This window comes from Pseudomonas saxonica (genome assembly GCF_007858365.1).
GTDB classification, from domain to species: domain Bacteria; phylum Pseudomonadota; class Gammaproteobacteria; order Pseudomonadales; family Pseudomonadaceae; genus Aquipseudomonas; species Aquipseudomonas saxonica.
In genome coordinates this window covers 122332-147304 of the sequence record NZ_VFIO01000011.1, presented here as the reverse complement: position 1 = coordinate 147304, position 24973 = coordinate 122332, and the positions used below count along the sequence as shown (strand labels likewise).

Below are 24973 nucleotides of genomic sequence, written 5' to 3'. Positions count from 1 at the left end.
ATAGAGGTAGACTTTTTCGACTTTGGCGTCGGGTCGCATCATGGCCTGCTGGCTCCAGAAAGAAATCGGGAGCGCAGCATCGGACATCAAATTCCGGCTTGGAATGTGGGGTTCATGGAGCGGTTACGATCATTCGGAGTACGATAAAAAGTATTCGCCTGGTACCGAAGCGCCAAATCCAGGCATTTACCGATGCGTCTCCTGCGGGGATGAGATCGGTATTGCCAAAGGGCATGTTCTTCCTCCACAGAACCATCACCAGCATGCACCTGGCGCGGGCAAGATTGAGTGGCAGTTAGTGGTTTTTGCACAGCAGCGGAAATAAGGTTTTTGGGCTCAGTAGAGCTCTGCAACGTGGGTTCTACTGAGCACTCAATAAAAGGACGGAATCCGTATTGACTATTCAAACCACTATGAGGAGGGTGATCGTGAGCGTGCCTGGTTACGCATATATTCGGATATTAGATTGCCGAAATTGATGTCGGCCTCTTCAACAAAAATATTGACGTGGCAGTAAAACTCTTCAGGACCCCTGAGATAATTGAAAATTCTTGATCTGACGACGCCACAAACCCCCGCTTTGACGGCCGTAGAGGGTAGGTTGACTACATCGCCAACACATGGGATAAGAGCTAAGCCATGCTCACTGTTAAAGACAATATCAGCTGAGCGGTCATCAGGCCTGACAAACTCTTGATCCTCCGAGACCTGCTGATAATCAATGCTATACCTCATGCACAGCCTACCTCATTTGCGGGGTAAGGAATCAGCGCCGCGGGTCGTAAATAGTAAAATCCAGTTCAGTAGGCACGTTTGCGACGGAATTAGTTAGCCGATCTCGATACTATATAGTTTGGCAATTAACGCTTTTCAAGTACATACCCTACGCCTCTAAGTGTGTGTATCAGCTTGGTTTCGAAGGGGTCATCTATCTTGGCTCTGAGTCTTCGAATCGACACCTCTACAACGTTCGTGTCGCAATCAAAATTCATATCCCAAACCTGAGAGATAATCTGCGTACGGCTCAGTACCACCCCGGTGTTACGCATCAAGTAGTGCAGCAACGCGAATTCTTTGGTGGTCAAATCAATACGCTGACCGTCCCTGAATGCCCTGTGCCGGCTTTGATCAAGTTCCAGATCGGCCACGCGAATGACCTCCACAGATGCGGGGTGATCTGACCTGCGCATCAAGGCGCGAACCCGGGCTAGCAGCTCTGGGAACTCAAATGGTTTGATCAGATAGTCATCTGCGCCGTTCTCCAGCCCCCGGACCTTATCCGCCAATCGGCTTCTCGCCGTCAGCATCATGATGCGGGACGGGCAGTTTTTACGGCGCAACAACTCAAGGACCTGCCAACCGTCCATCTCTGGTAGGTTTATATCGAGGATAATCAGCTCGTACTCATGCTGCTTGGCCAAGAATAATCCATCTGATCCGGTGTGGACGCAATCTACGACATAGCCACACTCTGTAAGGCCTTGACGCACATACTCCGCAGTTTTTACTTCATCCTCAATTACCAGAATTCGCATGGGATTATGTCTCGATATCACTGAGCAATTAACCGCGCACGCGCGCCGGCATTATTGAAATGGATGGTAAATCGAAATGAGCGTGTTGGGGTTCAAATGACGGATTTGTAATTTCTAGGTAATACAGTTGATAGTCTGGAGGTATATCTTGTCGCGGCTTGGGTTTGACAGTTGCGGGCCCTCTCTCCAGCGGATGATTTGACCATATGAAATACTGGGTTATTTTCTTCTTTGTGCTAGCTTCGTTCCGTTCGGATGACGGCGAGGTCGCTCATGTTGAGGAGACTGGTCATTGGTGTAGTCATGAACTTCACCGGCATGCAATGCGTACAATCGAACGCTTACTTGAATTTTAGGCAAAAAAAAGGCGCCCAATGGGCGCCAAATATCCACCTTTTACCAAAGGAGCAATTAAGCCACTCAAGGTGAATTCGTAATGCTCGTTTTACTAATCGGACCAGCCGTCGAAAGACTGGCCCGCTCAGCGAATTACAGAATCGAAAGCGGGTACTCGATGATTACACGAGTTTCATCCAGATCCGATTCGAAAGCAGTGGCACGCGTGGTTGCCTGGCGCAACCGGAAGGACAAGTCTTTTGCCGGACCGGTTTGCACAACGTATTTGACTTCGACGTCACGCTCCCAACGCTTCTGATTGTCGAGCGGGTTGCCGTTGTCGTCGGTGCGCATGTAGAACTGGTTAGCGTTCGAGTAATCCGCGCCCGAGCCTCTGGCGTAGCGGGTCATGAACGTCAGGCCTGGGATGCCGTAGCTGGTGAAGTTCAGGTCATAGCGCAGCATCCAGGAACGCTCTTTCGGCGAGTTGAAGTCGCTGTACTGGATGGAGTTGTCGACGAAAATCGAGTCCGACTGACGCAGATAGTCGAAATCGTCGTCGCCGTTGTTGCGCTGGTGCGACAGGGCCAGGGTGTGGGCGCCGTAACGCACGCCGACCTTGGCACTCCAGATGTTGTTGTCGAATTCACCCAGGCGCTTCTTACCTTCATCTACGGCTTTGTAGTAGTTGAAGCCACCGATCAGCGCCAGATCGTCGCTCAGCGGGTAAACAACGCTGGTGCCGGCGTAGTACTGATTCCAGACGTCTTTCAGCTGGCTGGCGTAGACGCTCACAGTCCAGTTGTCGTTGATCGAGTAGTCACCACCACCGTAACCGATCCATGGCGAGTTGACCGGGCCGCCGTAGAAGGTCACGAAGTTGTCGTTCAGGTTGCTGGAGACTGGCTGGCTCATGGCGTGCAGTCGACCACCCTGAAGGGTGAGGCCTTGGATGCTGGTGTTCTCAACGGTCACGCCGCGGAAGCTTTCTGGCAGCAGGCGAGAGTCACCGGATGCAACGACCGGAGTCGATGGGAAAACATCACCTACTTTCACGATGGTATCGAACAAGCGGACTTTGGCTGCACCGCCGACCTTGGTGTATTCGTCGCGAGCTTCGCCCTTGTTATCAACGGGTAGCACGTCGAAGGAGCTACGGCCGCCGTTGCGCCCATCACCGGTGTCGAGCTTGAGGCCGATCATGGCGAAGGCATCAACGCCGAAGCCAACGGTACCCTGGGTAAACCCAGAGTTGAATTTACTGATGATCGCGTGCGCCCAGGCTTCGGAGTAGCCGTTGGTATTGCCCTTGCCACTGTTGTAAGTGGGGGCGGTGCTGTCGCGATTATCACGGTTGAAGTAGAAGTTACGGTTCAACACTGTAAGGCTGCTGCCTTCAATGAAGCCTTCTGGCTTGTCTTCAGCTTGTGCCGAAATAGCGTAGCTTCCAGACAGCGCAGAAACTGCCGCCAAATACAGTGGTACTTTGATTTTCATCCGATGCTCCTTTGATTCACGGCAGTTTTTATTATGTTTACCGGCGCGGGTGTCGTTAATTGTTCTGACCCGGCGGCGCGCCTAGCGTAGCGCGAGCTCATATTTGCAGGCCGAAGATAACGGGAGGGTGATAGGACAATTACAATTTCGTCATCTGCCTGTTATTCGGCGCCTTCGCACCGCGTGTTTGCCATCTCCGTTGCTTGTAACGAAATCCTAGTGCCGGGTTTGGTTTCCCAGTATTTTCGGGCATTACAGGACTTTCTTACGAAATTGTAATTTTCTAGCCACCCCTCTGATAGCTACCGCTCATTAGAGTGCCATCACCTAATCAAGTGGGGCTTGGCAGCTGTTTCGGCGTTCTCGCCAAGCTTTATCGAAGTTTGTGCACGAGGACCATCAAAGTGCCCCGGTATAACCGCAATGTCTTATCCAAGACCTCCGTCTCGCCCTGGAAGATCGCTGCACTCTGTGCAGTCATCTCTGGATTGATGGCACCTGCAGCTCTTGCTCAAAGCATCAGCTTGCCCCAGGCGCTTTCGACGGCCATGGATGCCAACCCTGACCTGGCCGCGGCCCGGCAAGAGATTGGCATCGCTGATGGTGCTCGCAAGCAGGCCGGGCTTATCCCCAACCCCACTATTTCGTACGACGTGGAAGACACCCGTCGTAACACCAGCACGACGACCGTGTCGCTTAGCCAAACCCTGGAGCTGGGTGGTAAGCGGGGAGCTCGTGTTGACGTCGCCACTTACGGGCAGACCGCCGCACAGCTGGAGTTGGACCGTCGCGTGAACGGTCTGCGGGCAGACGTCGTACAGGCCTTCTACGCCGCATTGCGGGCCCAGACAGGCCTTGACCTGGCCAAGCAATCTCTCGAACTGACTGAGCGCGGTCTCCGCATCGTCGATGGTCGTGTTCGCGCAGGTAAATCGTCTCCAGTAGAGGCCACCCGCGCCCAAGTACAACTGGCCGAAGCAAAGCTGCAAGTTCGACGTGCCGAAACCGAAAAGACGACCGCTTACCAGCAACTCGCTCAAATTACCGGGAGCTCGGTCACCGTCTTTGATCGACTCGAATCGCCAACCCTCTCCCCGGGACTGCCACCGCGGACTGAAGAGCTGCTGGCGAAGCTCGATCAGACCGCAGAAATGCGCCAGGCCGTGGTACAGATCGACAAGAGCGATGCCTCGCTCGGTTCAGAGAAAGCTCAGCGTATCCCGAACCTTACCGTCAGCGTAGGTAGCCAGTACGACCGCTCTGTGCGCGAGCGTGTCAACACTGTGGGCGTCTCTATGCCTTTGCCGCTGTTTGATCGCAACCAGGGCAACATTCTTTCCGCTTCTCGTCGTGCAGATCAGGCCCGAGACCAGCGCAATGCTGTGGAGCTGCGGCTGCGCACCGAAACCCAAACCGCGTTGAACCAGTGGTCCACCGCCATGCAGGAGGTCGAGTCCTACGACAAGACCATTCTGCCGTCAGCCCAACAAGCCGTAGATACCGCAACCCGCGGCTTCGAGATGGGCAAATTCGGCTTCATCGAAGTGCTGGATGCCCAGCGCACCTTGATCGTCGCTCGTGGCCAATATCTCGAATCGTTGGCAGCGGCGACCAATGCGCGTGCGCAGGTGGAAAGGGTTTATGGCGAAGTCGGCTCAACTGCCGGCGCTCGCTGAACGGGCCAAACATTTTCTTCGGCACACAGCCTTGAACAAGCCGGTGCCTACGATCAGCAGGAGTAGCAATGGATAACAAACGCAAGATCGCCCTCGCGGTAGCCGCTGTGGCAGCCCTCGGATTTGGCAGCCTTGCCTGGAACAACAGTTCTGGACAGCAGGCCGCTAGTACCGCCGAGCATGGCGCTAACGATGGCCATGGCGACGAAAAGAAAGCCGCATCTGCCGCCAAAGAGGAGGGTGATGAGGGCCATGGTGAAGAAGGCCACAGCGAAGAGGGCGGTGAAGAAGAGGGCAAGCTGACGCTTAGCGCTGAGCAGATCAAGGCTGCCGGCGTTGCCCTGGAAGCTGCAGCGCCGCGTGAATTGGGTACAGTCGTGAGCTTCCCGGGCGAAATTCGCTTCGATGAAGACCGGACCGCCCACGTGGTTCCTCGTGTTCCTGGCGTTGTAGAGACTGTCCAAGCCGACCTGGGTGAGACGGTCAAAAAGGGTCAGGTCCTCGCTGTAATCGCGAGCCAGCAGATCTCTGACCTGCGCAGCGAACAACAGGCCGCACAGCGTCGCGTCGAACTGGCGCGAGTGACCTTCGAGCGTGAGAAGCAGCTGTGGCAGGACAAGATTTCCGCGGAGCAAGACTACCTCCAAGCACGCCAAGCGCTGCAAGAAGCGGAGATCTCCTTGGCCAACGCCAAGCAGAAGGTCGGTGCGATCGGTGCTTCGGTTAACTCCGTTGGCGGTAATCGTTACGAACTCCGAGCTCCTTTCGACGCCGTGGTGGTGGAGAAACACCTGACCGTTGGCGAAGTCGTCAGCGAGGCGACCAACGCCTTCATCCTTTCTGACCTGAATCAGGTCTGGGCAACCTTCGCCGTCCCGCCTACAGATCTGGGCAAGGTCACGACTGGTCGTGCGGTGAAAGTCTCTTCGCCTGACATGAATGTCGAGGTCGAAGGGAAGGTGGGTTATGTCGGGAGCCTGCTGGGCGAGCAAAACCGCGCAGCCACTGTCCGCGTCACCTTGACCAACCCCAACGGTGCCTGGCGTCCAGGCCTGTTCGTGAACATTGCGGTCACTTCCCAGACTGATCGAGTTGCCGTAGCGGTCCCTGAGCACGCAGTCCAGACCGTTGAAGACAAACCCTCGGTATTCGTACGCACCCCAGATGGGTTTGACACCCGCCCGGTAAAACTGGGTCGTCGCGACAATGGGTACGTGGAAGTCATCGACGGTATTGAAGCCGGCGCCCAGGTAGCAACCAGTGGCAGCTTCACACTCAAGTCCGAGCTCGGCAAAGCTTCTGCCGAACACGGTCACTGATGCGAACTGACAGGATGATTTCTCATGTTTGAACGTATCATCAGATTCGCCATCGAGCAGCGCATCGTAGTAATGATCGCTGTTCTGATCATGGCGGGTATCGGTATCTACAGCTATCAAAAGCTGCCCATCGATGCGGTACCCGATATCACCAACGTCCAGGTGCAGATCAACACTGCAGCGCCTGGTTATTCGCCTTTGGAAACCGAACAACGGATCACGTTTCCAGTTGAAACGGCCATGGCCGGTCTCCCGGGCCTTCAGCAGACCCGTTCCCTGTCTCGCTCTGGCTTGTCTCAGGTCACCGTGATCTTCAAGGATGGCACTGACATCTTCTTTGCCCGCCAGTTGATCAACGAGCGGCTGCAGGTTGCGAAGGAACAGCTGCCAGAAGGCGTAGAGGCCGTTATGGGCCCGGTATCTACCGGCCTCGGCGAGATCTTCCTGTGGACCGTTGAAGCCGAAGATGGCGCGGTCAAAGAGGACGGTACGCCTTACACCCCGACCGACCTGCGCGTGATCCAAGACTGGATCATCAAGCCTCAGCTGCGCAACGTCCCGGGTGTAGCCGAGATCAATACCATCGGCGGCTATGCCAAGCAGTTCCTGGTTGCGCCAGATCCTAAGCGCCTGGCTACCTACAAGCTTACCCTCAATGACCTGGTCGCAGCGTTGGAAAGTAACAATGCCAACGTCGGCGCCGGCTACATCGAACGTAATGGTGAGCAGTTGCTCATCCGTGCGCCCGGCCAGGTAGGCAACATCGAAGACATCGCCAACATCGTGATCACCAGCGTGGATGGTGCACCGATTCGCATCAGCAGCGTTGCTGACGTCAGCATCGGTAAAGAACTCCGCACAGGTGCTGCTACTGAGAACGGCCGCGAAGTCGTGCTCGGTACCGTGTTCATGCTGATTGGTGAAAACAGCCGTACTGTGTCTCAAGCTGTCGCCGCCAAACTGGCGGACATCAACCGCACCCTGCCAAAGGGCGTGGTGGCTGTGACCGTTTACGACCGTACCAACCTGGTTGAAAAAGCCATCGCGACGGTGAAGAAGAACCTGGTAGAAGGCGCGATCTTGGTAATCGCGATTCTGTTCCTGTTCCTCGGCAACATCCGTGCAGCCCTGATCACCGCGATGGTGATTCCGCTGTCCATGCTTTTCACCTTCACAGGCATGTTCAACAACAAGGTCAGTGCCAACTTAATGAGTTTGGGGGCACTCGACTTCGGCATCATCGTCGACGGTGCCGTGGTTATTGTAGAAAACGCGATCCGTCGACTGGCTCATGCGCAGCATAAGCATGGCCGCATGCTCACCAAAACCGAACGCTTCCACGAGGTCTTTGCCGCGGCGCGAGAAGCTCGCCGGCCGCTGATCTTCGGTCAGCTGATCATCATGGTGGTGTACCTGCCGATCTTCGCCCTCACCGGCGTCGAAGGCAAAATGTTCCACCCTATGGCGTTCACCGTTGTGATGGCTCTGCTGGGCGCAATGATCCTGTCCGTTACCTTTGTTCCTGCAGCTATTGCCATGTTCGTCACTGGCAAGGTGAAGGAAGAGGAAGGCGTGGTCATGCGCACAGCTCGACTGCGCTATGAGCCGGTTCTGCAATGGGTGCTGGGACATCGGAACATCGCTTTCTCGGCCGCAGTAGCCTTGGTCGTGCTCAGTGGTGTGCTGGCAAGTCGTATGGGTAGCGAGTTCATCCCAAGCCTCAGTGAGGGTGACTTTGCGATGCAGGCCATGCGTGTGCCTGGAACGAGCCTCACTCAGTCCGTCGAGATGCAGCAGCGTCTGGAGAAAGCGGTAATAGCGCAGGTGCCTGAAGTCGAGCGGATGTTCGCACGCTCGGGTACCGCGGAAATTGCATCTGACCCGATGCCACCGAACGCCTCCGACGCCTACATCATGCTCAAGCCTCAGGATCAGTGGCCTAACCCCAAGAAGCCTCGCGATGAGCTGATTGCTGAGGTGCAGAAGGCCGCAGCGGGTGTTCCAGGAAGCAACTACGAGTTGTCGCAGCCAATCCAACTGCGTTTCAACGAGCTGATTTCGGGCGTGCGTAGTGATGTCGCTGTGAAGGTCTTCGGCGATGACATGGACGTGCTCAACAACACCGCCAACAAGATCGCGGCAGCGCTCAAAGCGGTACCGGGCTCGTCGGAAGTGAAAGTTGAGCAGACATCCGGCCTGCCGGTGCTGACAATCAACATCGACCGCGAGAAAGCAGCACGCTACGGCCTGAACATCGCGGATGTTCAGAACTCGATCGCTATCGCCGTGGGTGGTCGCCAGGCCGGCACGCTGTATGAGGGCGACCGTCGGTTCGACATGGTAGTGCGCCTGCCTGAGACCGTTCGCACCGACGTAGCGGGGATGTCCAGTTTGCTGATTCCGGTGCCTGCCAATGCGGCTCAGGGTGCCAACCAGATCGGTTTCATCCCGCTGTCGCAGGTCGCTAATCTGGACCTGCAACTGGGCCCGAACCAAATCAGCCGCGAGAACGGCAAGCGTCTGGTAATCGTCAGTGCCAACGTTCGAGGCCGTGACCTGGGATCCTTCGTTGAGGAGGCGACCGCTTCGCTGGATCAGAAGGTGCAAATCCCTGCGGGCTACTGGACGACTTGGGGTGGCCAGTTCGAGCAGCTGCAGTCGGCTGCCAAACGGCTGCAGATCGTTGTTCCAGTCGCCTTGCTGCTGGTCATGACCTTGTTGTTCCTGATGTTCAACAACCTGAAGGACGGCATGCTGGTCTTCACCGGTATTCCATTCGCACTCACCGGTGGTGTTGTGGCGTTGTGGTTGCGGGACATCCCACTGTCGATCTCGGCAGGTGTCGGCTTCATTGCACTGTCCGGCGTTGCAGTACTGAACGGCCTGGTGATGATTGCCTTCATCCGCGGGCTAAGGGAGGAAGGGCGAACGCTCAGGCAGGCAGTCGATGAAGGTGCATTAACCCGTCTGCGACCTGTTCTGATGACTGCCTTGGTAGCTTCCCTGGGCTTCATCCCGATGGCTTTGGCCACCGGTACCGGTGCAGAAGTTCAGCGGCCACTGGCGACTGTGGTGATTGGCGGGATCCTGTCCTCCACCGCATTGACCTTGTTGGTACTGCCTGCCCTGTATTACTGGGCACACCGCAAGGATGAAGACGGCGACGAGGCCGAAGTGGTTAGCTAACAGGCTCCGCTAAAGAGAAGCCCACAACACGTGTTGTGGGCTTTTTTGTGTGCGCCAGGCATGGCGCGTTGCGCGTAAGCGCAACCCGCTTGGCTGTGGTGGCCAAGCGGGTGACTTGGAGGTGAAAGTCCTCTACACACCCGGCAAGGGGAAGTGTTAGCCGGAGGCAAGGGTGTCGCGGGTGACCGCGAATCTGAAGGAAGCCCGAGGCAAAATGCTGGCCTGACGAACAGGAAGCGGATAGAGGCGGCACAGCGGGGTGAGGTGGCACAAATCGCCAAAGCCCAATACTTGCACGGAACGCTGTGACGTAGATCCGACAGGCATAAGCAGGAAGGTCGCGCGAATTACCCTGGGAGATCTGTACGTTTGCCATTGTGCTACCGCGCGTCGAAAGGCGACGGGATGAGCGTGCAGAAGTCAGCCGAAGCCGTAGTAAGTGGCGGTTAACCGCGCCACCAAGGGCCGAACAGGTTATGCCGCCAGTAGGCGTCGCCGTCTCGTTGGTAACCGTAATGCAGAAATTTCCCACAGCGGAAACTGTCATCCCGAGCTCCGGCCAGAAGCCGAGGGTGACGCCTGACAGTGCAAAGGTATCGACGGCGTCCGTGACGTGGACGAACGCGGAGCCGGACACGCTGATGGAGCGGGTGCTTGCACCGGCCAACCTCAGACGTGCGTATCAACGCGTGGTCAGCAACAAGGGAGCACCGGGTGCCGATGGCATGACGGTTGCTGACTTGGCGGGCTACGTGAGACAGTATTGGCCAACCCTCAAGGCCAGGTTACTGGCCGGTGAATACCAGCCCCAAGCAGTGCGAGCGGTTGAAATTCCCAAGCCGCAGGGCGGCACACGGCAACTGGGAATCCCCAGCGTCGTGGATCGCCTGATCCAGCAAGCACTGCAGCAGCAGCTCACACCTATCTTCGACCCACTGTTCTCGGACTACAGCTATGGTTTTCGTCCGGGCAGAAGTACGCATCAAGCCATCGAGATGGCTCGTGCTCATGTGACAGCGGGACACCGCTGGTGCGTGGAACTCGATCTGGAGAAGTTTTTCGATCGGGTCAATCACGACATCCTCATGGCCTGCATCGAACGTCGGATCAAAGACAAGTGCGTACTCAGGCTTATCCGCCGCTACCTTGAAGCCGGGATCATGTCGGGCGGTGTCGTCAGCCCACGGCAGGAGGGGACGCCGCAAGGCGGCCCGCTTTCGCCGTTGCTGTCGAACATCCTGCTCGACGAACTCGACCGCGAGCTGGAGCGACGGGGCCATCGCTTCGTACGTTATGCCGATGATGCGAACATCTATGTACGCAGTCCCCGGGCCGGCGAACGGGTGTTGGTCAGCGTCGAGCGCTTCCTGAGAGAACGTCTGAAGCTGACGGTGAACAGGAAGAAAAGCCAAGTGGCAAGGGCGTGGAAGTGCGACTACCTAGGCTATGGGATGAGCTGGCACCGGCAGCCAAGGCTGCGCGTGGCAAGGATGAGCCTAGACCGCTTACGCGACCGGCTCAGAATGCTGCTGCGCAGCGTACGGGCTCGCAAAATGGCGACTGTCATCGAGCGGATCAACCCCGTCCTGAGAGGCTGGGCTAGCTACTTCAAGCTCAGCCAGAGCAAGCGGCCGCTTGAGGAACTGGATGGTTGGGTCAGGCACAAACTCCGCTGCGTCATCTGGCGTCAATGGAAGCAGCCTCCCACGAGGCTGAGAAACTTGATGCGCCTGGGGTTGAGCGAGGAGCGTGCCAACAAGTCAGCCTTCAATGGCCGAGGTCCATGGTGGAATTCGGGAGCGCAACATATGAACTACGCGCTGCCAAAGAAACTGTGGGACCGGCTCGGGCTGGTCTCGATACTGGATACGATTAACCGGCTTAGCCGCGTAACCTGAACCGCCGTGTACGGAACCGTACGCACGGTGGTGTGAGAGGACGGCGGGTGTGAATCCGCCTCCTACTCGATTTAAAGTGAAGTAGATGCACTTACCTTTCAAAATTGTAAGTTTCTCGTCATGCCGGTGATGCCTATGCATTGCTAAGGTTACGCCCGAGAAGTTTTGAAATTGAGAGGGTTTTATGAAAAAGCTAATTATCGCTGCTGCACTTGTTGTTTTCTCGGTGGCTTCGCAGGCCAACACTTTTTCCGAGAGCAAGCAGCTGCAATACACCAAGGAGCACCAGACCGCAGTGGCCAAGTACGCGGAGAAAAATGGCAAGCCAATGCCAGAGATTCAGGATTACAAATATGGCATGAAGATAGACGTTGCTAAGTTCGTACGTCAGTCGCAGGACCCACGTACCTGCCAGGTCTACCCACGGTTGATGACCTTCGAGGACTCCCAGGGCACGCTCAAGACTGTTCGTTACTCGATGTATTCGCAATGCATCAACAACAAGTAGTAAACGATTTGAACAGAACAATTAGAGAATTCATAAATGCCAGGCAGTGCCTGGCATTTTTTATTACGCCCGATGCCCCATGGTTTTGACATGTTAACGCCTGGGCCGGGGCAAACCGTGCAATAGGTCTTAGCTAACCAACCGCGACGGCTCCCAACTGCAGAGGGCAATTGGAAGCCTTGACCCCAGAAGGGACGAGTTATGAAGAGTTTGCTTGAACGCCCTGATGACCAAGCTGGGCATGAAGGTCATAGCCATGAGCATGGCGGCATTTTTGGCATGAACACGGAGCTGATTTTCGCGCTGATCTGTGGTGCCCTCCTGGGTGCCGGAGCTCTCGCAGGACAACTTGACCTGATTGATCGACTGCCCCTGATTCTGTACGTGTCGGCCTATGTGTTCGGTGGATGGTTCACCACCAAGGAAGCGATCAGCAACATCCGCCAGAAACGCTTCGAGATCGATTCGCTGATGCTTCTCGCCGCAGCCGGTGCCGCGAGCATTGGCGCCTGGGCGGAGGGGGCTCTGCTGCTGTTCCTGTTCAGTCTGGGGCATTCCCTTGAAAGCTACGCGATGGGGCGGGCCAAGAAAGCGATTGAGGCACTGTCCAAGCTCGCACCAGCCACCGCGATCGTACGCAGAGCAAATGGCACGTTGGAAATGCCTGTGGAGCTGCTGGTTCCCGGTGACGTTGTCATCGTGCGCCCCAATGACCGCCTACCGGCCGATGGTTTTGTTGTAGTGGGCTCCTCAAGTATCAACCAGGCGCCAGTAACCGGTGAGAGCGTCCCCGTGGACAAGCAACCTGTCCCTGATGCCGAACTCGCACGCAGCAAGCCAGATGCAGTGGATGCAGCCTCGAAAGTCTTCGCCGGTACCATCAATGGCGAAACGCTCATCGAGGTTGAGGTAACACGGCGCTCTACGGAAAGTACCCTGGCGCGGGTCATCAAGATGGTCAGTGAAGCCGAAGTCAGGAAGTCACCGACCCAGCGATTCACGGACCGCTTCCAACGCATATTCGTCCCGTTGGTTTTGCTGCTGGTAGTCGGGCTGCTATTTGCCGGCATTTTCCTTGATGAGCCGTTCCGTGACTCGTTCTACCGGGCGATGGCCGTACTGGTTGCAGCCAGCCCCTGCGCGCTGGCGATCGCAACACCAAGCGCCATTCTATCTGGCATCGCCAGGGCAGCCCGAGGTGGCGTGCTGATCAAGGGCGGTGCACCGCTTGAAGAGCTCGGCTCCTTGAATGCCATGGCATTCGACAAGACCGGTACCCTGACCGAAGGGCGCCCACGCATCACCGATGTAATACCGGTAGGCGGCACGCAGATCGAGGATCTACTAAACGTCGCCATCGCTGTGGAGTCGATGAGCGACCATCCGCTGGCTGCGGCAATTGTGCGTGACGGTGAAGAGATGATTGGCACACGGCGCCGATTGCAAGCCAAGAACATGAGCAACATGATTGGCCGCGGCGTACGTGCCGAGCTTGATGGGCAGTTCGTCTGGATTGGCAAGGTCGAGATGTTCGGTACCAATGGTATTCCCGCACTGAGCAAGGCAGCCTTGGAGGCTGCGGAGCGTCTGCGTCAGTCGGGCCGCACAACCATGGTGGTACGTCGCGCTGACAAGGATCTGGGCGCTATCGGGCTATTGGACACACCCCGAGAGGGTGCCAAAGAGGCACTCCAGAAACTCAGAGAGATGGGCATCGACCGCATGGTCATGATTTCTGGGGACCACAACCGCGTTGCAGAGGCGGTAGCCAAACAAGTTGGCTTAGATGAGGCGTGGGGAGACCTAATGCCGGAAGACAAGGTCAAGGCCATCAAGAACCTGCGCCTCAGCGCCAGGGTGGCCATGGTGGGTGACGGCGTGAATGATGCCCCTGCCATGGCCAATTCGAGCGTTGGCATCGCAATGGGGGCTGCCGGATCTGATGTCGCCCTGGAAACGGCTGATATCGCGCTTATGGCTGACGACATCAGGCAACTCCCATTTGCGGTGGGGCTGAGCCGTCACACGCGATCGATCATCCGCCAGAACCTGTTCGTCAGCTTGGGGATTGTGGCCATCTTGGTTCCGTCTACCATCATGGGCTTGAGCATTGGTGCCGCCGTTGCGATCCATGAGGGCTCCACACTGCTGGTCGTCTTCAACGCCTTGCGGTTGTTGGCCTACCGCAGAAGCTCCTGATCCCTGAGCTTCAATCATGAAGCTAAGCAGGGAAATGACTTGAAGTAGAAGTACGGGTCGTGCGCGATCAGCGCACGACCCGTACTTTTCTCACTCGTCGATCCCGATGCGCTTGAGGCTTTCAAGGGCCTTCCCACACTCAGGTGAGCCGTGCCTTAAGCCGCAGGCCAACGCAGCTTTGAGACTCATGACACCGGCTACGAAACCGACTTGATTGCCGACCCCTTGTCCGTTCGCAAATCCCTGATCATACGCAATCTCCACAAGTGCATTGATCGCCGCCAGGGTGTCTTGTTTGTTGGTACTGTTCTGCATATCTACTCCGCGAGCATTCAGCTCATATCGCTCGGTTAGATGGCGGCGCCTTCAGGTTTGGGGTGAGCGAATCCCGCTCCCATAGCCAATCCCTAACGGGGGGCATAGCCCGCCACCGTAAGGAAAATCAGCTATTGAGAGCAGGTGACTCGTTTTGGTCACGCGTGCTGCTCGCCTCACCGCATTGGCACTGAGTGGGTACATCCGGATAGCCGCTGTGTTTCTCGACGAACAGCGTTTGGCAGGTGGTGCACCCATAAATCCGCGGCAGAGACTTCAGACCACCTGGCAGCACATCGCTCAAGGGCTCGTTATGCCAAGGAGCCCCGTCAAGGATCTTGGAGCGCAGGATGTTTCCCAGCCGCCAGGTGTTACTTTGTGCGCGCCAGAACCACATCGGCGCCGAAAGTGAATACTGGATGAAGGTCTCTTCCGGCTGTTTGGAGAGCATCGGAAATTTAGGGCGGGTCGATCCGGAATCGATGATAGTGAACCCCATGCCCATCTCAGCGCTCGGATGGGTCTGTTCACCGAAATAGCGGTCGTGACTCGCCGAAGCCGTAGCTTGATGATCAGTCGGCGGAAATACCCACAGATAGCACTCGCTTCGAGTCACCATTTCGACGAGCTGGCTCTGTCCCCGTATAGGGAAATCTGCAGCCAGTGCGAAGCGATCTTTCCACGTGATTTTCGGAGGCGGTGCCATACCCGCCGCAATGGCCAGCGTCGCCGTTTTCGGGACGAATCGATCGCCGAGCTCGTTCAGATCCAGATTCTTGCAAAGGGCTTTGAATGCCTTTTTACGAGTCTTCGAGGTGAAGGAGGGGTCGAGGAGCAGGCGAACCTGGTTCACGCCTATCCCTGCAGCTCGTAGTACTTCGATGACTTCTTCAGCCACGCCGACTGCTTGAAGATCGGTCAATCCCAAGCACTTTTTCGCCCGCTCAATCGTCTCGTAGAGGTTGTACTGCCTGTCGCTGTCACGGCATACCTGGATTGGCAGATTGTCTTGGGAGTCAACTTCTGGGGAGACGGAGCCAATGGCAGCGTGGAGCAACTGGTGAATGTGCTGGTGAGCGTACGGGCGACCGGAAGCCGAGAATGAGGCGTGCAGCTGAGCAGCGAGAGGTTGAAGCAGCTTTTTGGCAGACATGACTATCCCCTAATGAGCGACGTTGGGGTAGCTGCGCTTGTAGGGCCGTTAGACGCGAAGCTGGACGTCGAATCAGGTTCAATCATGAGTAGGAGTCAGGTTTGGTTTGCTTGCACGGCCACCATGCAAAACCCGACGCGGCAATCACACCAGATTCGCCGAGTTTTGGCAAGAGAGGTCATCAGGTGAGCGAGAGCAGGTAGGAGGAGGACGCTCCAAGCTCGATCACGTCAGAAACAGGGAAGCCGGAAGCACATTGAGCGCTTCCGGCTTTCTCACGTCAGACTGATGAGAGGGATCAGAAGACGTATTGCAGGCGGGTCACGATTGCATTGCCGCTGTCGTCGCCCACGGTGTTCTCGTTATTGTCAGTACGCACGTTGATGTAGTTGGCACTGAGTTTCACTGCCTCGTTGACATACCAGTTCACACCCACAGTGTGGCTCTTGGCCTTGCGCTCGTTCGATTGATCCGCTGCGGTGACCAGGTTGCCGTCTTCGACCTTGATATCGTCAAAGCGGTAGAAAACTTCCCAGGCCCCCAGTTCCTTGTTCTCTGGTTTGATAGTGTCGAACTTGGCACCGTCGAGCTTGTAGATACGCGGCTCGCCGGTCAGGGTGTAAGCCATCTGGGCGTAGTAACCAGAGGCCTTCATGTCGCTGTTGGCCTGGTCAGCTTTCAGCTTGCGGCGAAGGTATTCCGCTTGCACCGAGAACGGGCCGGTGGCCCAGGCACCTTCGAGACCCCAGACCGAATCGTCCTTCCACAGGCCATCTTGTGCGGCGGCACCGCCAAACAGCATGCGGTTGCCGTTGGTGCCGGCATCGCCGCCGCCATTGGTATCTACACCGCGAACGCCAAGACGCGAACGAATCCGGGTATCGACCGCACTGTTTTTGAGGTCGCGGTAAGCGTACTGAGCACCGACGTGCAGGACGTTGCCATCACTGTGCAGCGGTGCGAACACGGCACGTGCGTTGTAGCGCTTGGTGCTGTCGCCATCCGAGTTGTTGTTGGTTTCGCTGAAAACGCTACCGGAGACATAAGCCATGTCAGCGATGGTGCTGGTGGCTTGAACACCCATGCCGGCGTTGTCGTTGATCCAGTCCGCCAGGTCGTACGAGAGGTTCCGCTCCATGGCAGTGGTCCACTTCGAACTGGTGGCTTTCTCAAGACCGAAGTCGGTGTAGAAACGACCGAATCGCAGTTGGACGGGCTTGAAACCGGTGTAGGTCAGGCTGGCCTCGTCGAAGTAACCGTCGGAGTCGTTGCCCGTGTTGCGGGAAAGGTCGTAGTTGAGCTGATACTTCCAGTCGCGGTACAGAACGCCGCCGAGCTCAAGGTAGGCGCGACGGAAGTAGCCGGCGTCAGCGGTATCGCCATTCTTGGTGAAGACACCATCGAAACGGCCGTAGTCGGCCTGAACGCGACCGCCCAGTTTGAAACTGAATTCCTTGTCAGAAGTCGATACTTCAAGACCGCCCTTGGTCTTCAGAACGATGTCAGCTCCGTCAGTGGTTACTGTTCCGGAGAATGCTTGCGAGGAAAATGTGCCTATTATTGCGGCAGCCAACAGCTTTTCCCGCATGTTCGAAGAACGGATCATTGCTTGCCTCTCGTATGTTAAGTGCTTAGCTACCGACGTTGTATTTCGCCCTTCGTCGGCCTAAATTTATCTTGCAGATGGGAGCAGGCCACGGTTGTCACCTGCTGTAACAAGATGCCTTTGTTCTAAGCACTCTGACTAGATTGCAAGCGAATATGACAGTTGTGTTTCTGTAGTGTTAACAGGAGAGTTTGAAACCTAACAAAACTGTTACCGAACAAGCCAGTCCTTCTTATCAAAGAAGCTCTTCTTGATCAATCTACGGATTTCCAGAACGTGCGGGTTGCGGGCAAGCTTGGTTTTGATAACAAGATAGACATCTTTCTCCTCCAGATCGTCCAAAAAACCCGGCACCGGCAGAATATTCCTCTCCATCTTTCGACTATAGTCGGGCAGCACACCGATACACGCGCCTCCTACGACAAGGCCACGGGATAAGTTATAGTTCTTTACCCGAGTGGTACCGCCCTGATGCTCAGCCATTATCGATGCCCACTTTCGTGAGCCCGCCAAAATCTCTTCATCCCAAGGGATAACGAGCATGAAGTTGTGCAAATCCAGGCTCTGCACTGGAAGGGTGACGCTTCTTGAGTAGCGGCTGGAAATGAACAGCGAGTGCCCAATCCGGCCAAGCCGTTCAAACCTATACGTAGGATGGCGATCAAACGCGCCCTCATCATCTGGGCTCACGAAAGCGATACCCACATCGACTTCACACTCAGAGAGCATCTGCGTTGTGCACTCTGAATGGATTTCAAGCTGCATTTCGGCATGATCGCGCACGTAGGCGACTAGATCGCGGTTTACGATGTCGCTCAACACTGGCTCCGTGATCGCGATGGTAAGCCTGGGGACTTCCTTTTCACCGGACTTGCCAAGGCCGTCTGGGCCGAAGAGCTGGCACAGGTAATGGCTGACCCTCTCGCCAGTGCGGGTCAGGGCAAGCTTGTTGTGTTTGTATACAAACACGGGAGCACCAATGTGCTCTTCCAGTTTCTCCAAGCGTTTCCGAAGGCCTACCACTGGCACATTGAGCCCCCGGGCAGCCTGTTTGAAACTGGCACAACGTGCTGTTGCGAAAAACTCTACGGCCAGCTGATCATCAATTGGCAGATCATCCAATATGTCAGGACTGTAAGGAACAACGCTGCTTGTAAATGTTTCATTTTGTGTAACCATTGGGTCCCCCTTAATTCGGGGAATCTATCTCAATGCCACCCAGCATTTCCTTATCTTGTCAGCATTGTAATCCGCAGGTCATGCATGCGTTATCGGAAGGTTTTATTTCGAAAGCGTAATTTTCGAGCAATCTTGCTGATATTGTAGCGTGCTAGCCTAGCGCGCCAATTTCATTACTTGGCAGATCTAAATTTAGCCAATTACGCATTTACATTTGGTTCACTTTTTTTTCACCTTTGCCTCCATAGGCTTTGGGCATGGAAAATCAAACCCTACCTCTTACTACCTTACTGATTCGTTATCTGGGGATCGGCTTCATAGCAACGGGAATCCATTATGCGGTGTTCCTAGTGCTGGTTACGACAGAATTATCTACTCCATTGCTAGCCAGTATCTGTGGAGGCATGGTTGGCGCTATCGCAAGCTTTATTGGAAATAGGGCGCTCTGCTTTGTGTCAGATGGCTCTCGTAAGTTTCAGCCTGTCAGGTTTGCACTGGTCGCGTTAGCCACAAACTTCGGCAATGGCGTGGGTATGTGGTTCCTCATCAAGTCGAATCTGTCACCGCTCATCTCCCAACTTGTAGTGACCTTAAGCCTCACTGCACTTGGATTCATTGCACATCGTTTTTGGACATTCAATCATGCAGACATTACATCGCTTTCCCGAGCGCCCTGATCCCTTGTTAACCATCGTCGTCCCTTGCTTCCAGGAAGAGGAAACCATCCCCGAGTTCCACCAGCGGATCACCCGCGTCGTGAAGCGCTTACCCGTCTCCTGCGAAATCCTCTATATCGACGATGGCAGTAACGACCGAACGGCCGACATTCTTCGCCACTATCAGGATGGGTCATCTGTACGTTGTCTGTCCCTGAGTCGCAACTTCGGCAAAGAGGCTGCACTCAGCGCCGGGATAGACCATGCCCGTGGCAGTGCGCTGATCTTCATCGATGTCGACCTGCAGGACCCACCAGAGCTCATCTCGGCCATGGTGGACCACTGGCAACGCGGTTACGACGTGGTGAACATGCAACGCAACCTGAGAGTCGGTGATTCGTGGTTTAAGCGCATGAGTGCCCGGGCTTACTACTGGGTCATGCAGCGCCTGGTGGAGAAGGTGGACATGCCGGCCGATGTCAGCGATTTCCGATTGATTGGGCCTGCGCCGCTGGCAGCACTGCGGGCGCTGGACGAACGCTCCAGGATTCTCAAAGGCATGATCGGCTGGGTAGGCTTCCGTACCATCGAGCTGCCCTACAATCGCACCGTTCGCCATGCCGGCAGCACCAAGTGGAATGCAGCTGGCCTGTTCAATCTGGCCATCGAAAGCATCGTCAGCTTCTCTCGCAAACCGCTGCGCATTTTCAGCCTCATCAGTTTCGGTCTTTTCGTCTCCAGCATCTGCTACATGCTTGCGTCGCTTGTGGCAGGAAGTTTCGACATCCATCACCTGATCGTCGGAATGGCTTCATTCATGTGCGTCGGTGTCGCCATGGTGGGGGAGTACCTGGGCGTGACACTCGCGGAAGTGAAGCGCCGGCCTCTCTATTTCCTGAAGCACAGCAGCAAGGCGGATCCCGTGTCACTCCACCCTTCGATGGCCTCGATCGAGGGTAAGAAATGCTGAGCCTGAAAAACGAGCGGACGCTGTGGTGGATCCTGGGTTCGATTTTGCTCTTGCGTTTGGTGGGGCTGGGCATCTATCCACTGATGGACACATCGGAGGCTCGCTACGCTGAAATGGCTCGCAAGATGGTCGAGTTGAATGACTGGATCACGCCCATGTTCGACTACGGGGTACCGTTCTGGGGCAAGCCACCGTTGTCCTTCTGGACCCAGGCCGCAAGCATGACGGTCTTCGGCGTTAACGAGTTCGCTGCGCGTTTCCCGGCGTGGCTGCTGCACCTGGCAAGCTGTTTCATCATCATCAAACTCGGCACGCAGCAGATTTCCCGTAACGCCGGCATCTGGGCCGCCATTATCTTTTCCAGCACCACCCTTGGCCTAGTCTCCAGCGGTGTCGTGCTGACCGACCCTGTTTTGTCGTTCTCGATTCTGCTGGCCAGCTACGGTTTCTGGCGTTGGATGAAGTGCGCCAGCAAGGCGGATGCCTACCTGATGTTCGCAGGTCTCGGGCTGGGCTTGCTTGCCAAAGGCCCTCTGACCCTAGTGCTTATGGGGGCGCCGGCATTCGCCTGGTTCGTTATCTACAAGGAATGGGGACGGGTACTGAGGCTTCCCTGGATCAGCGGCCTTGTACTCATGTTCGGTATATCCGTGCCTTGGTATGTCGCGGCCGAGATGAAAACGCCCGGCTTCATGGAGTACTTCTTCGTTGGTGAGCACTGGAGCCGCTACGTCGTCAGTAACTGGGCGGGCGACCTATACGGCAGTGCTCATGCCAAGCCATATGGCACCATCTGGATCCAGCTCGGACTGTCGCTACTGCCGTGGGCCTTTTTCTTACCATTACTGATCCGCAAGCGTGAATCAATGCAGCGCTTCGAGGCTTACCTCTGGCTGTGGGCCTTGGCGACACCGGTCTTCTTCACATTTGCAGGCAACATTCTGTGGACCTACCTGCTACCTGCGCTGCCAGCCTGGGCATTGCTGCTATCCGGACGGATCAGCGATGTTGGCCCGAAGACTACATGGGCTGCCGCGGCGAGTGCATTGGTGTTACCAATCATCGGTGCGGGCATCATCTACGCCGGGGTACTTGAGGAGCGACCTCAGAATCAGCGAGATGTGGTTCAAGCCTGGCTCAATGTGCAGTCTGCTCATTCCGCTCCCCTGATCTATCCTGGCCGCCGCTCATACTCGTCGGAGTTTTACAGCAGCGGAAAGTCCGAGAACATCAAGGATCCTGCCAAGTGGCCGCAGGATGGCTCGTTCTATCTGTCCAGGCGCTTGCGAGACAGCAAGGATGGTCTGCCCGCTGATCTAGCATGTACAGCGATCACCGAAGCGAACGCCAGCCAGCTCATGCTGTGCCATTGGAAACGTACCGTACAAGGTGCCGAGGGTCTGGCTGGAGAAAGCAATGCGGAAACGCCTCGCAAGAACGAAGGCTAAATTCCAAGCACAAAAAAGCCAGGTTTTATCCTGGCTTTTTTGTCGATTTCTTTCGTCATTTGAAGTCCTATTTAACCGCCGATTAATTGTCGGCTTGTTCCTTACCATCCTTGCTTTCTTTCTTTTGCTCTTGAGCGACTTGTTGTTTGTTCTGGTCCGAAGAGTCATCGCTCCATAGGCGAGCCTGTTCGGTTCGGAAGTTTTCATTGAACTGTTTCGCTCGCTCGAAGCCACCTTCAGCGTAAGCGGTACCCATGAGACCCAGCAGCAGGCTGCCAATAGCGATAGATTTGACAAATTTCATTGTGAACCTCGGTTCATACTAGGCCTGCCTGATTAGCGGCCTTTGTTGGTTTGTAGTTTAGGAACGCGAAGCTAACGACAAGGTGAGTCAATAATTACAATTCCGTAATTTTGGCGGCAGGCAGGATGCGTTAAATCCTCAAATCTGGAAGGATCATGTCTATCTCGGCACTGTCGAGGGCGACTAAGAATTTTCTCTTAAATTACAATTTTGATATCTAGCGCGTTAATTCAGCGCGGCGTTGTTGGCCGCCCTAGGAGATAGCCATGAATGACATAGAGCCCTGGGCAGTTGCTATCGGTGACTTTCGCCGCTGCACTGAAAAACTCACTGTCCAGCTCGATGAGCTGACCTCGCAGACGCGGACCTCCAGCGCTGTTCTGGAGAGGTCGAACGAACTGGTGGAGCAGGTGGACGCTGTCGGCCGGCAGATTCAGGAGGAGGTGCGAAAGGCGGAGAAGGCTTGGTCGAACGCGGAGGAGGTTGCCTTGCGCGCCGCTGCATCAGCGTATTCAGCTGCATGCCGCGGAGTCGACACCGCCATCCAGCCACTGATCTCGGAGCTTACAGCAGCGACAAAGGCGGCGGACGCCTCTATCCAGGAGCTCAAGCGGGCACCGGTGCTGGCCAAGCGTTATGTGATGGTGGTCGCCACGTCGTTCTTCATTCTGGCGCTGATCTGTGTCTACTCGACCATGCGCCTGATCGATGCCGCCGGCAGCGTAAGTGCTCAAGAGAAAGTGAATGCTCAGTACTTCTCACACCTGTGGAAGAACGCCAATCCTGACGAGCAGAAGATCATCAAGTCGGTGATTCTGCGGTCGCCTATGGACCCTGTGGTCCTCCGGCACTGATGCATTGAGCAAACAAAAAGGCCCGTCGATGGACGGGCCTAATCATGTCTGCGCGGTTTAAGCGGCGGTCATTGCTGGCTGCAGTTGCTGGGCTGCGGGAAAGTGAAGGTGGAACCAGGTGAAGTTTTCTTCGGTCACCTCCACGCTCGCCGACCCTTGGTGCAGGCTCATGATCGACTGCACAATGGCCAAGCCAAGACCGGTACCGCCTTCGCTCCGTGCTCGGCTCTTGTCCACACGGTAGAACCGCTCAAATAAGTGCGCATGGTGTTCCTTGGCAATACCGCGGCCGGGGTTGCCGACACTCAAGGTCGTACCGCTCGCACTATGCTGCACCTTCACGTAGACCGTGCGGCCGCGAGGGCAGTAGCGGATCGCGTTCGACACGAGGTTTGAGACGGCCCGTTGAACCATCAGGCGGTTCCCGCGTACCACATCATCACTCCCAGAAATCTGCAGCTGGATCTCGCCTTCCTCTGCCGAAATGCTGAAGAGGTCGCATACGCGCTGAACCTCGTCGACCAGGGACACCGGTTCGAACTCCACCATGGACGCAGGGTGACTGACCTGGGCCAAGAACAGCATGTCGGAAACCATGCGGCTCATGCGGTCCAACTCTTCTGTGCACGACTCTAGAACCTCCCGGTACTCGGAAAGCGATCTTTCTCTGGTCAAGGCAACCTGGGCCTTGCCCATCAGGTTGGAAAGCGGTGCTCGAAGTTCGTGGGCAAGGTCGTCAGAGAACTGCGAGAGCTGCTGAACGCCATCATCCAGGCGAGCCAGCATGATGTTGATGCCGTCGGCGAGCTTCTTGAGTTCTGCCGGCATCCCATCAGTCGGAAGACGATGGTCGAGGCTCTCCGTTGAGATCTTTGACGCCACCTTGAGGAATTTGGTCAGCGGCAGCAGGCCTCTGCGCACGGTCCACCAGCCAATGGCCAAGATCAGTGCGAGGATGACGGGGAACATCATCAAGGCCCAAGTCAGCAACGCATCAAGCAGTGCCTCACTGGATGACTGGTCCATGGTCATATAGACGCTGACCTCTGTTCCATCGCCCAAGCGCATGATCCGAGAAGCACTCAGCAGAGGACGGTCCTGCGTATCACGCCATTCATGCTCTTTAGGCTGGGCCGCCGGCTGAAACTTGTGCACCTCCAGATTGACCTGTTTCGAGCCAATCGAGAGCAGAGGAGTCTGATTCTGTGAGGTATCGAATATGCTCACATACAGGTTGTTGTGGCCCATGACCAAATCGACAAGCTGATGTGCATCTGCGTTGACGCCGGAGATATCCGGGATGGTGGACAGGTTGTGAGCCATCCCCGCCATCTTTACTTCCAGGTCCGCTCGGGCATTTCTTTCCAGAGCCTTACCTACCATCAGATAGCCAAAGGTGGCGAACAGAAGCAGCAACGCTGCGCTCATCAACCCAACTTTTAACCCCAGCTTTGCAGCCAGGCTGAATGGCCTCATGCGCGTTCCTCAAAAACGTACCCAACGCCACGAAGCGTGTGAATGAGCTTGGTTTCAAACGGGTCATCGATCTTCGAGCGCAAGCGCCGGATGGCTACATCGATGACATTGGTGTCGCAATCGAAATTCATATCCCAGACCAACGAGATGATCTGGGAACGAGTCAGCGCTTCGCCCGTTCGGCTCATGAGCAGGTGCAGAAGCGCAAATTCCTTGGTGGTGAGATCGATGCGTGTGCCACCGCGGAAGACGCGATGGCGGACGGAGTCGAGTTCCAGATCCGCAATTTTCAGCGAGCTCTTCTCGACCAACTCATCACCACGGCGTTGCAGCGAACGGATGCGAGCAAGCAGTTCAGGGAATTCGAATGGCTTCACAAGGTAGTCATCCGCGCCGCCGTCCAAGCCCTTGAGCTTGTCATTGATGCGTCCGCGGGCGGTCAGCATGATGATGCGGACCCGGCTGGTCTTACGGATGGTTTCCAGCAGGTCCCAGCCGTCGATACCGGGGAGGTTCACGTCCAGAAGGACCAACGAATAGACATTAGTGTTGAACAAGTGCAGGGCATCTACACCGTTGTGCACGATATCTACGACATACCCGCTTTCGGATAGGCCCTGCTGAAGATATTCGGCAGTTTTAATTTCGTCTTCCACAACTAGAACGCGCATAACTTATCTCAAGGTGTGAGGAAGGAGTTGGCCTAATCCGCCAAGATTATGGTTGCAGGCTGTTCGAAAGATAGGCTGAGGGTATGGCATGTGGTAGTCGCTACCTCTGTCCATACGCCGGGTCACCTGAGGACGCTTGAATCTTAACGCGAAGAAGCTGGCCGCGGCGAAATCCTACAAATTTGTA

General features: G+C 55.9%; 19 protein-coding genes. 10 read left to right on the top strand and 9 right to left on the bottom strand.

From position 1 onward, the window contains the following. Positions 1–860: 860 nt before the first annotated feature. A complete protein-coding gene (locus tag FJD38_RS21090; protein WP_003253420.1) occupies positions 861–1535 on the bottom strand; it encodes a heavy metal response regulator transcription factor in 675 nt (224 codons plus the stop codon). 489 nt (positions 1536–2024) lie between these two features. Further along, on the bottom strand, positions 2025–3368 hold the full coding sequence (locus FJD38_RS21085) for an OprD family porin (protein ID WP_003253422.1): 1344 nt from the start codon (positions 3366–3368) through the stop codon (positions 2025–2027). A 404-nt stretch (positions 3369–3772) separates the two neighbouring features. On the opposite strand from FJD38_RS21085, the gene FJD38_RS21080 reads away from it, so the two are divergent. The 6 genes from FJD38_RS21080 (at position 3773) to FJD38_RS21055 (ending at position 14154) form a co-directional block, all read left to right on the top strand. Further along, positions 3773–5044, top strand: coding sequence for a TolC family protein (locus tag FJD38_RS21080; protein WP_016712696.1), 1272 nt, complete (start codon positions 3773–3775; stop codon positions 5042–5044). 68 nt (positions 5045–5112) lie between these two features. Further along, complete coding sequence (locus tag FJD38_RS21075; RefSeq protein ID WP_094989992.1) at positions 5113–6363, top strand: efflux RND transporter periplasmic adaptor subunit; 1251 nt, start codon at positions 5113–5115, stop codon at positions 6361–6363. A gap of 24 nt (positions 6364–6387) precedes the next feature. Beyond that, positions 6388–9549: a CusA/CzcA family heavy metal efflux RND transporter gene (locus FJD38_RS21070; protein WP_003253428.1), complete on the top strand. Its 3162-nt coding sequence runs from the start codon at positions 6388–6390 to the stop codon at positions 9547–9549. A gap of 476 nt (positions 9550–10025) precedes the next feature. After that, entirely contained in the window at positions 10026–11447 is a 1422-nt protein-coding gene (gene ltrA, locus FJD38_RS21065; RefSeq protein ID WP_094990040.1) for a group II intron reverse transcriptase/maturase, read from the top strand. Between the two features lie 184 nt (positions 11448–11631). Further along, positions 11632–11955, top strand: coding sequence for a DUF2790 domain-containing protein (locus FJD38_RS21060; protein WP_003253432.1), 324 nt, complete (start codon positions 11632–11634; stop codon positions 11953–11955). 201 nt (positions 11956–12156) lie between these two features. Next, positions 12157–14154, top strand: coding sequence for a heavy metal translocating P-type ATPase (locus FJD38_RS21055; RefSeq protein ID WP_009682002.1), 1998 nt, complete (start codon positions 12157–12159; stop codon positions 14152–14154). Positions 14155–14244: 90 nt separating this feature from the next. Here the strand turns inward: FJD38_RS21055 and FJD38_RS21050 are convergent, their stop codons facing one another. From FJD38_RS21050 to FJD38_RS21035, 4 genes are all read right to left on the bottom strand, one after another. Next, complete coding sequence (locus tag FJD38_RS21050) at positions 14245–14469, bottom strand: hypothetical protein (RefSeq protein WP_003253436.1); 225 nt, start codon at positions 14467–14469, stop codon at positions 14245–14247. Positions 14470–14596: 127 nt separating this feature from the next. Further along, complete coding sequence (locus tag FJD38_RS21045; protein ID WP_003253439.1) at positions 14597–15622, bottom strand: hypothetical protein; 1026 nt, start codon at positions 15620–15622, stop codon at positions 14597–14599. Between the two features lie 298 nt (positions 15623–15920). Then, positions 15921–17228: an OprO/OprP family phosphate-selective porin gene (locus tag FJD38_RS21040; protein ID WP_003253440.1), complete on the bottom strand. Its 1308-nt coding sequence runs from the start codon at positions 17226–17228 to the stop codon at positions 15921–15923. A 210-nt stretch (positions 17229–17438) separates the two neighbouring features. Further along, complete coding sequence (locus tag FJD38_RS21035) at positions 17439–18407, bottom strand: LysR family transcriptional regulator (protein WP_009682003.1); 969 nt, start codon at positions 18405–18407, stop codon at positions 17439–17441. A 257-nt stretch (positions 18408–18664) separates the two neighbouring features. On the opposite strand from FJD38_RS21035, the gene FJD38_RS21030 reads away from it, so the two are divergent. The 3 genes from FJD38_RS21030 to FJD38_RS21020 are packed head-to-tail and all read left to right on the top strand — an operon-like array spanning position 18665 to position 21481. Further along, on the top strand, positions 18665–19084 hold the full coding sequence (locus FJD38_RS21030) for a GtrA family protein (protein ID WP_003253444.1): 420 nt from the start codon (positions 18665–18667) through the stop codon (positions 19082–19084). Beyond that, a complete protein-coding gene (locus tag FJD38_RS21025; RefSeq protein ID WP_003253446.1) occupies positions 19050–20033 on the top strand; it encodes a glycosyltransferase family 2 protein in 984 nt (327 codons plus the stop codon). The genes FJD38_RS21030 and FJD38_RS21025 overlap by 35 nt, the downstream gene beginning before the upstream one ends. Continuing rightward, positions 20027–21481, top strand: coding sequence for an ArnT family glycosyltransferase (locus FJD38_RS21020; protein WP_003253448.1), 1455 nt, complete (start codon positions 20027–20029; stop codon positions 21479–21481). Before FJD38_RS21025 ends, FJD38_RS21020 begins: the two co-directional genes overlap by 7 nt. A gap of 82 nt (positions 21482–21563) precedes the next feature. Here the strand turns inward: FJD38_RS21020 and FJD38_RS21015 are convergent, their stop codons facing one another. After that, positions 21564–21785 carry a hypothetical protein gene (locus FJD38_RS21015; RefSeq protein WP_003253450.1) on the bottom strand — a complete coding sequence of 74 codons (222 nt, stop codon included), beginning with the start codon at positions 21783–21785 and terminating at the stop codon, positions 21564–21566. Positions 21786–22051: 266 nt separating this feature from the next. Between FJD38_RS21015 and FJD38_RS21010 the strand changes: the two genes are divergently transcribed. Continuing rightward, positions 22052–22639, top strand: a complete 588-nt coding sequence (locus FJD38_RS21010; protein WP_003253452.1) for a hypothetical protein — start codon at positions 22052–22054, stop codon at positions 22637–22639. A gap of 57 nt (positions 22640–22696) precedes the next feature. Here FJD38_RS21010 and FJD38_RS21005 read toward each other — a convergent pair whose 3' ends face one another. After that, a complete protein-coding gene (locus FJD38_RS21005) occupies positions 22697–24115 on the bottom strand; it encodes a heavy metal sensor histidine kinase (RefSeq protein WP_146387286.1) in 1419 nt (472 codons plus the stop codon). After that, positions 24112–24786 (bottom strand): heavy metal response regulator transcription factor, encoded by a 675-nt coding sequence (locus FJD38_RS21000; protein ID WP_003253457.1) that lies wholly within the window; start codon positions 24784–24786, stop codon positions 24112–24114. The genes FJD38_RS21005 and FJD38_RS21000 overlap by 4 nt, the downstream gene beginning before the upstream one ends. Positions 24787–24973 lie beyond the last annotated feature (187 nt).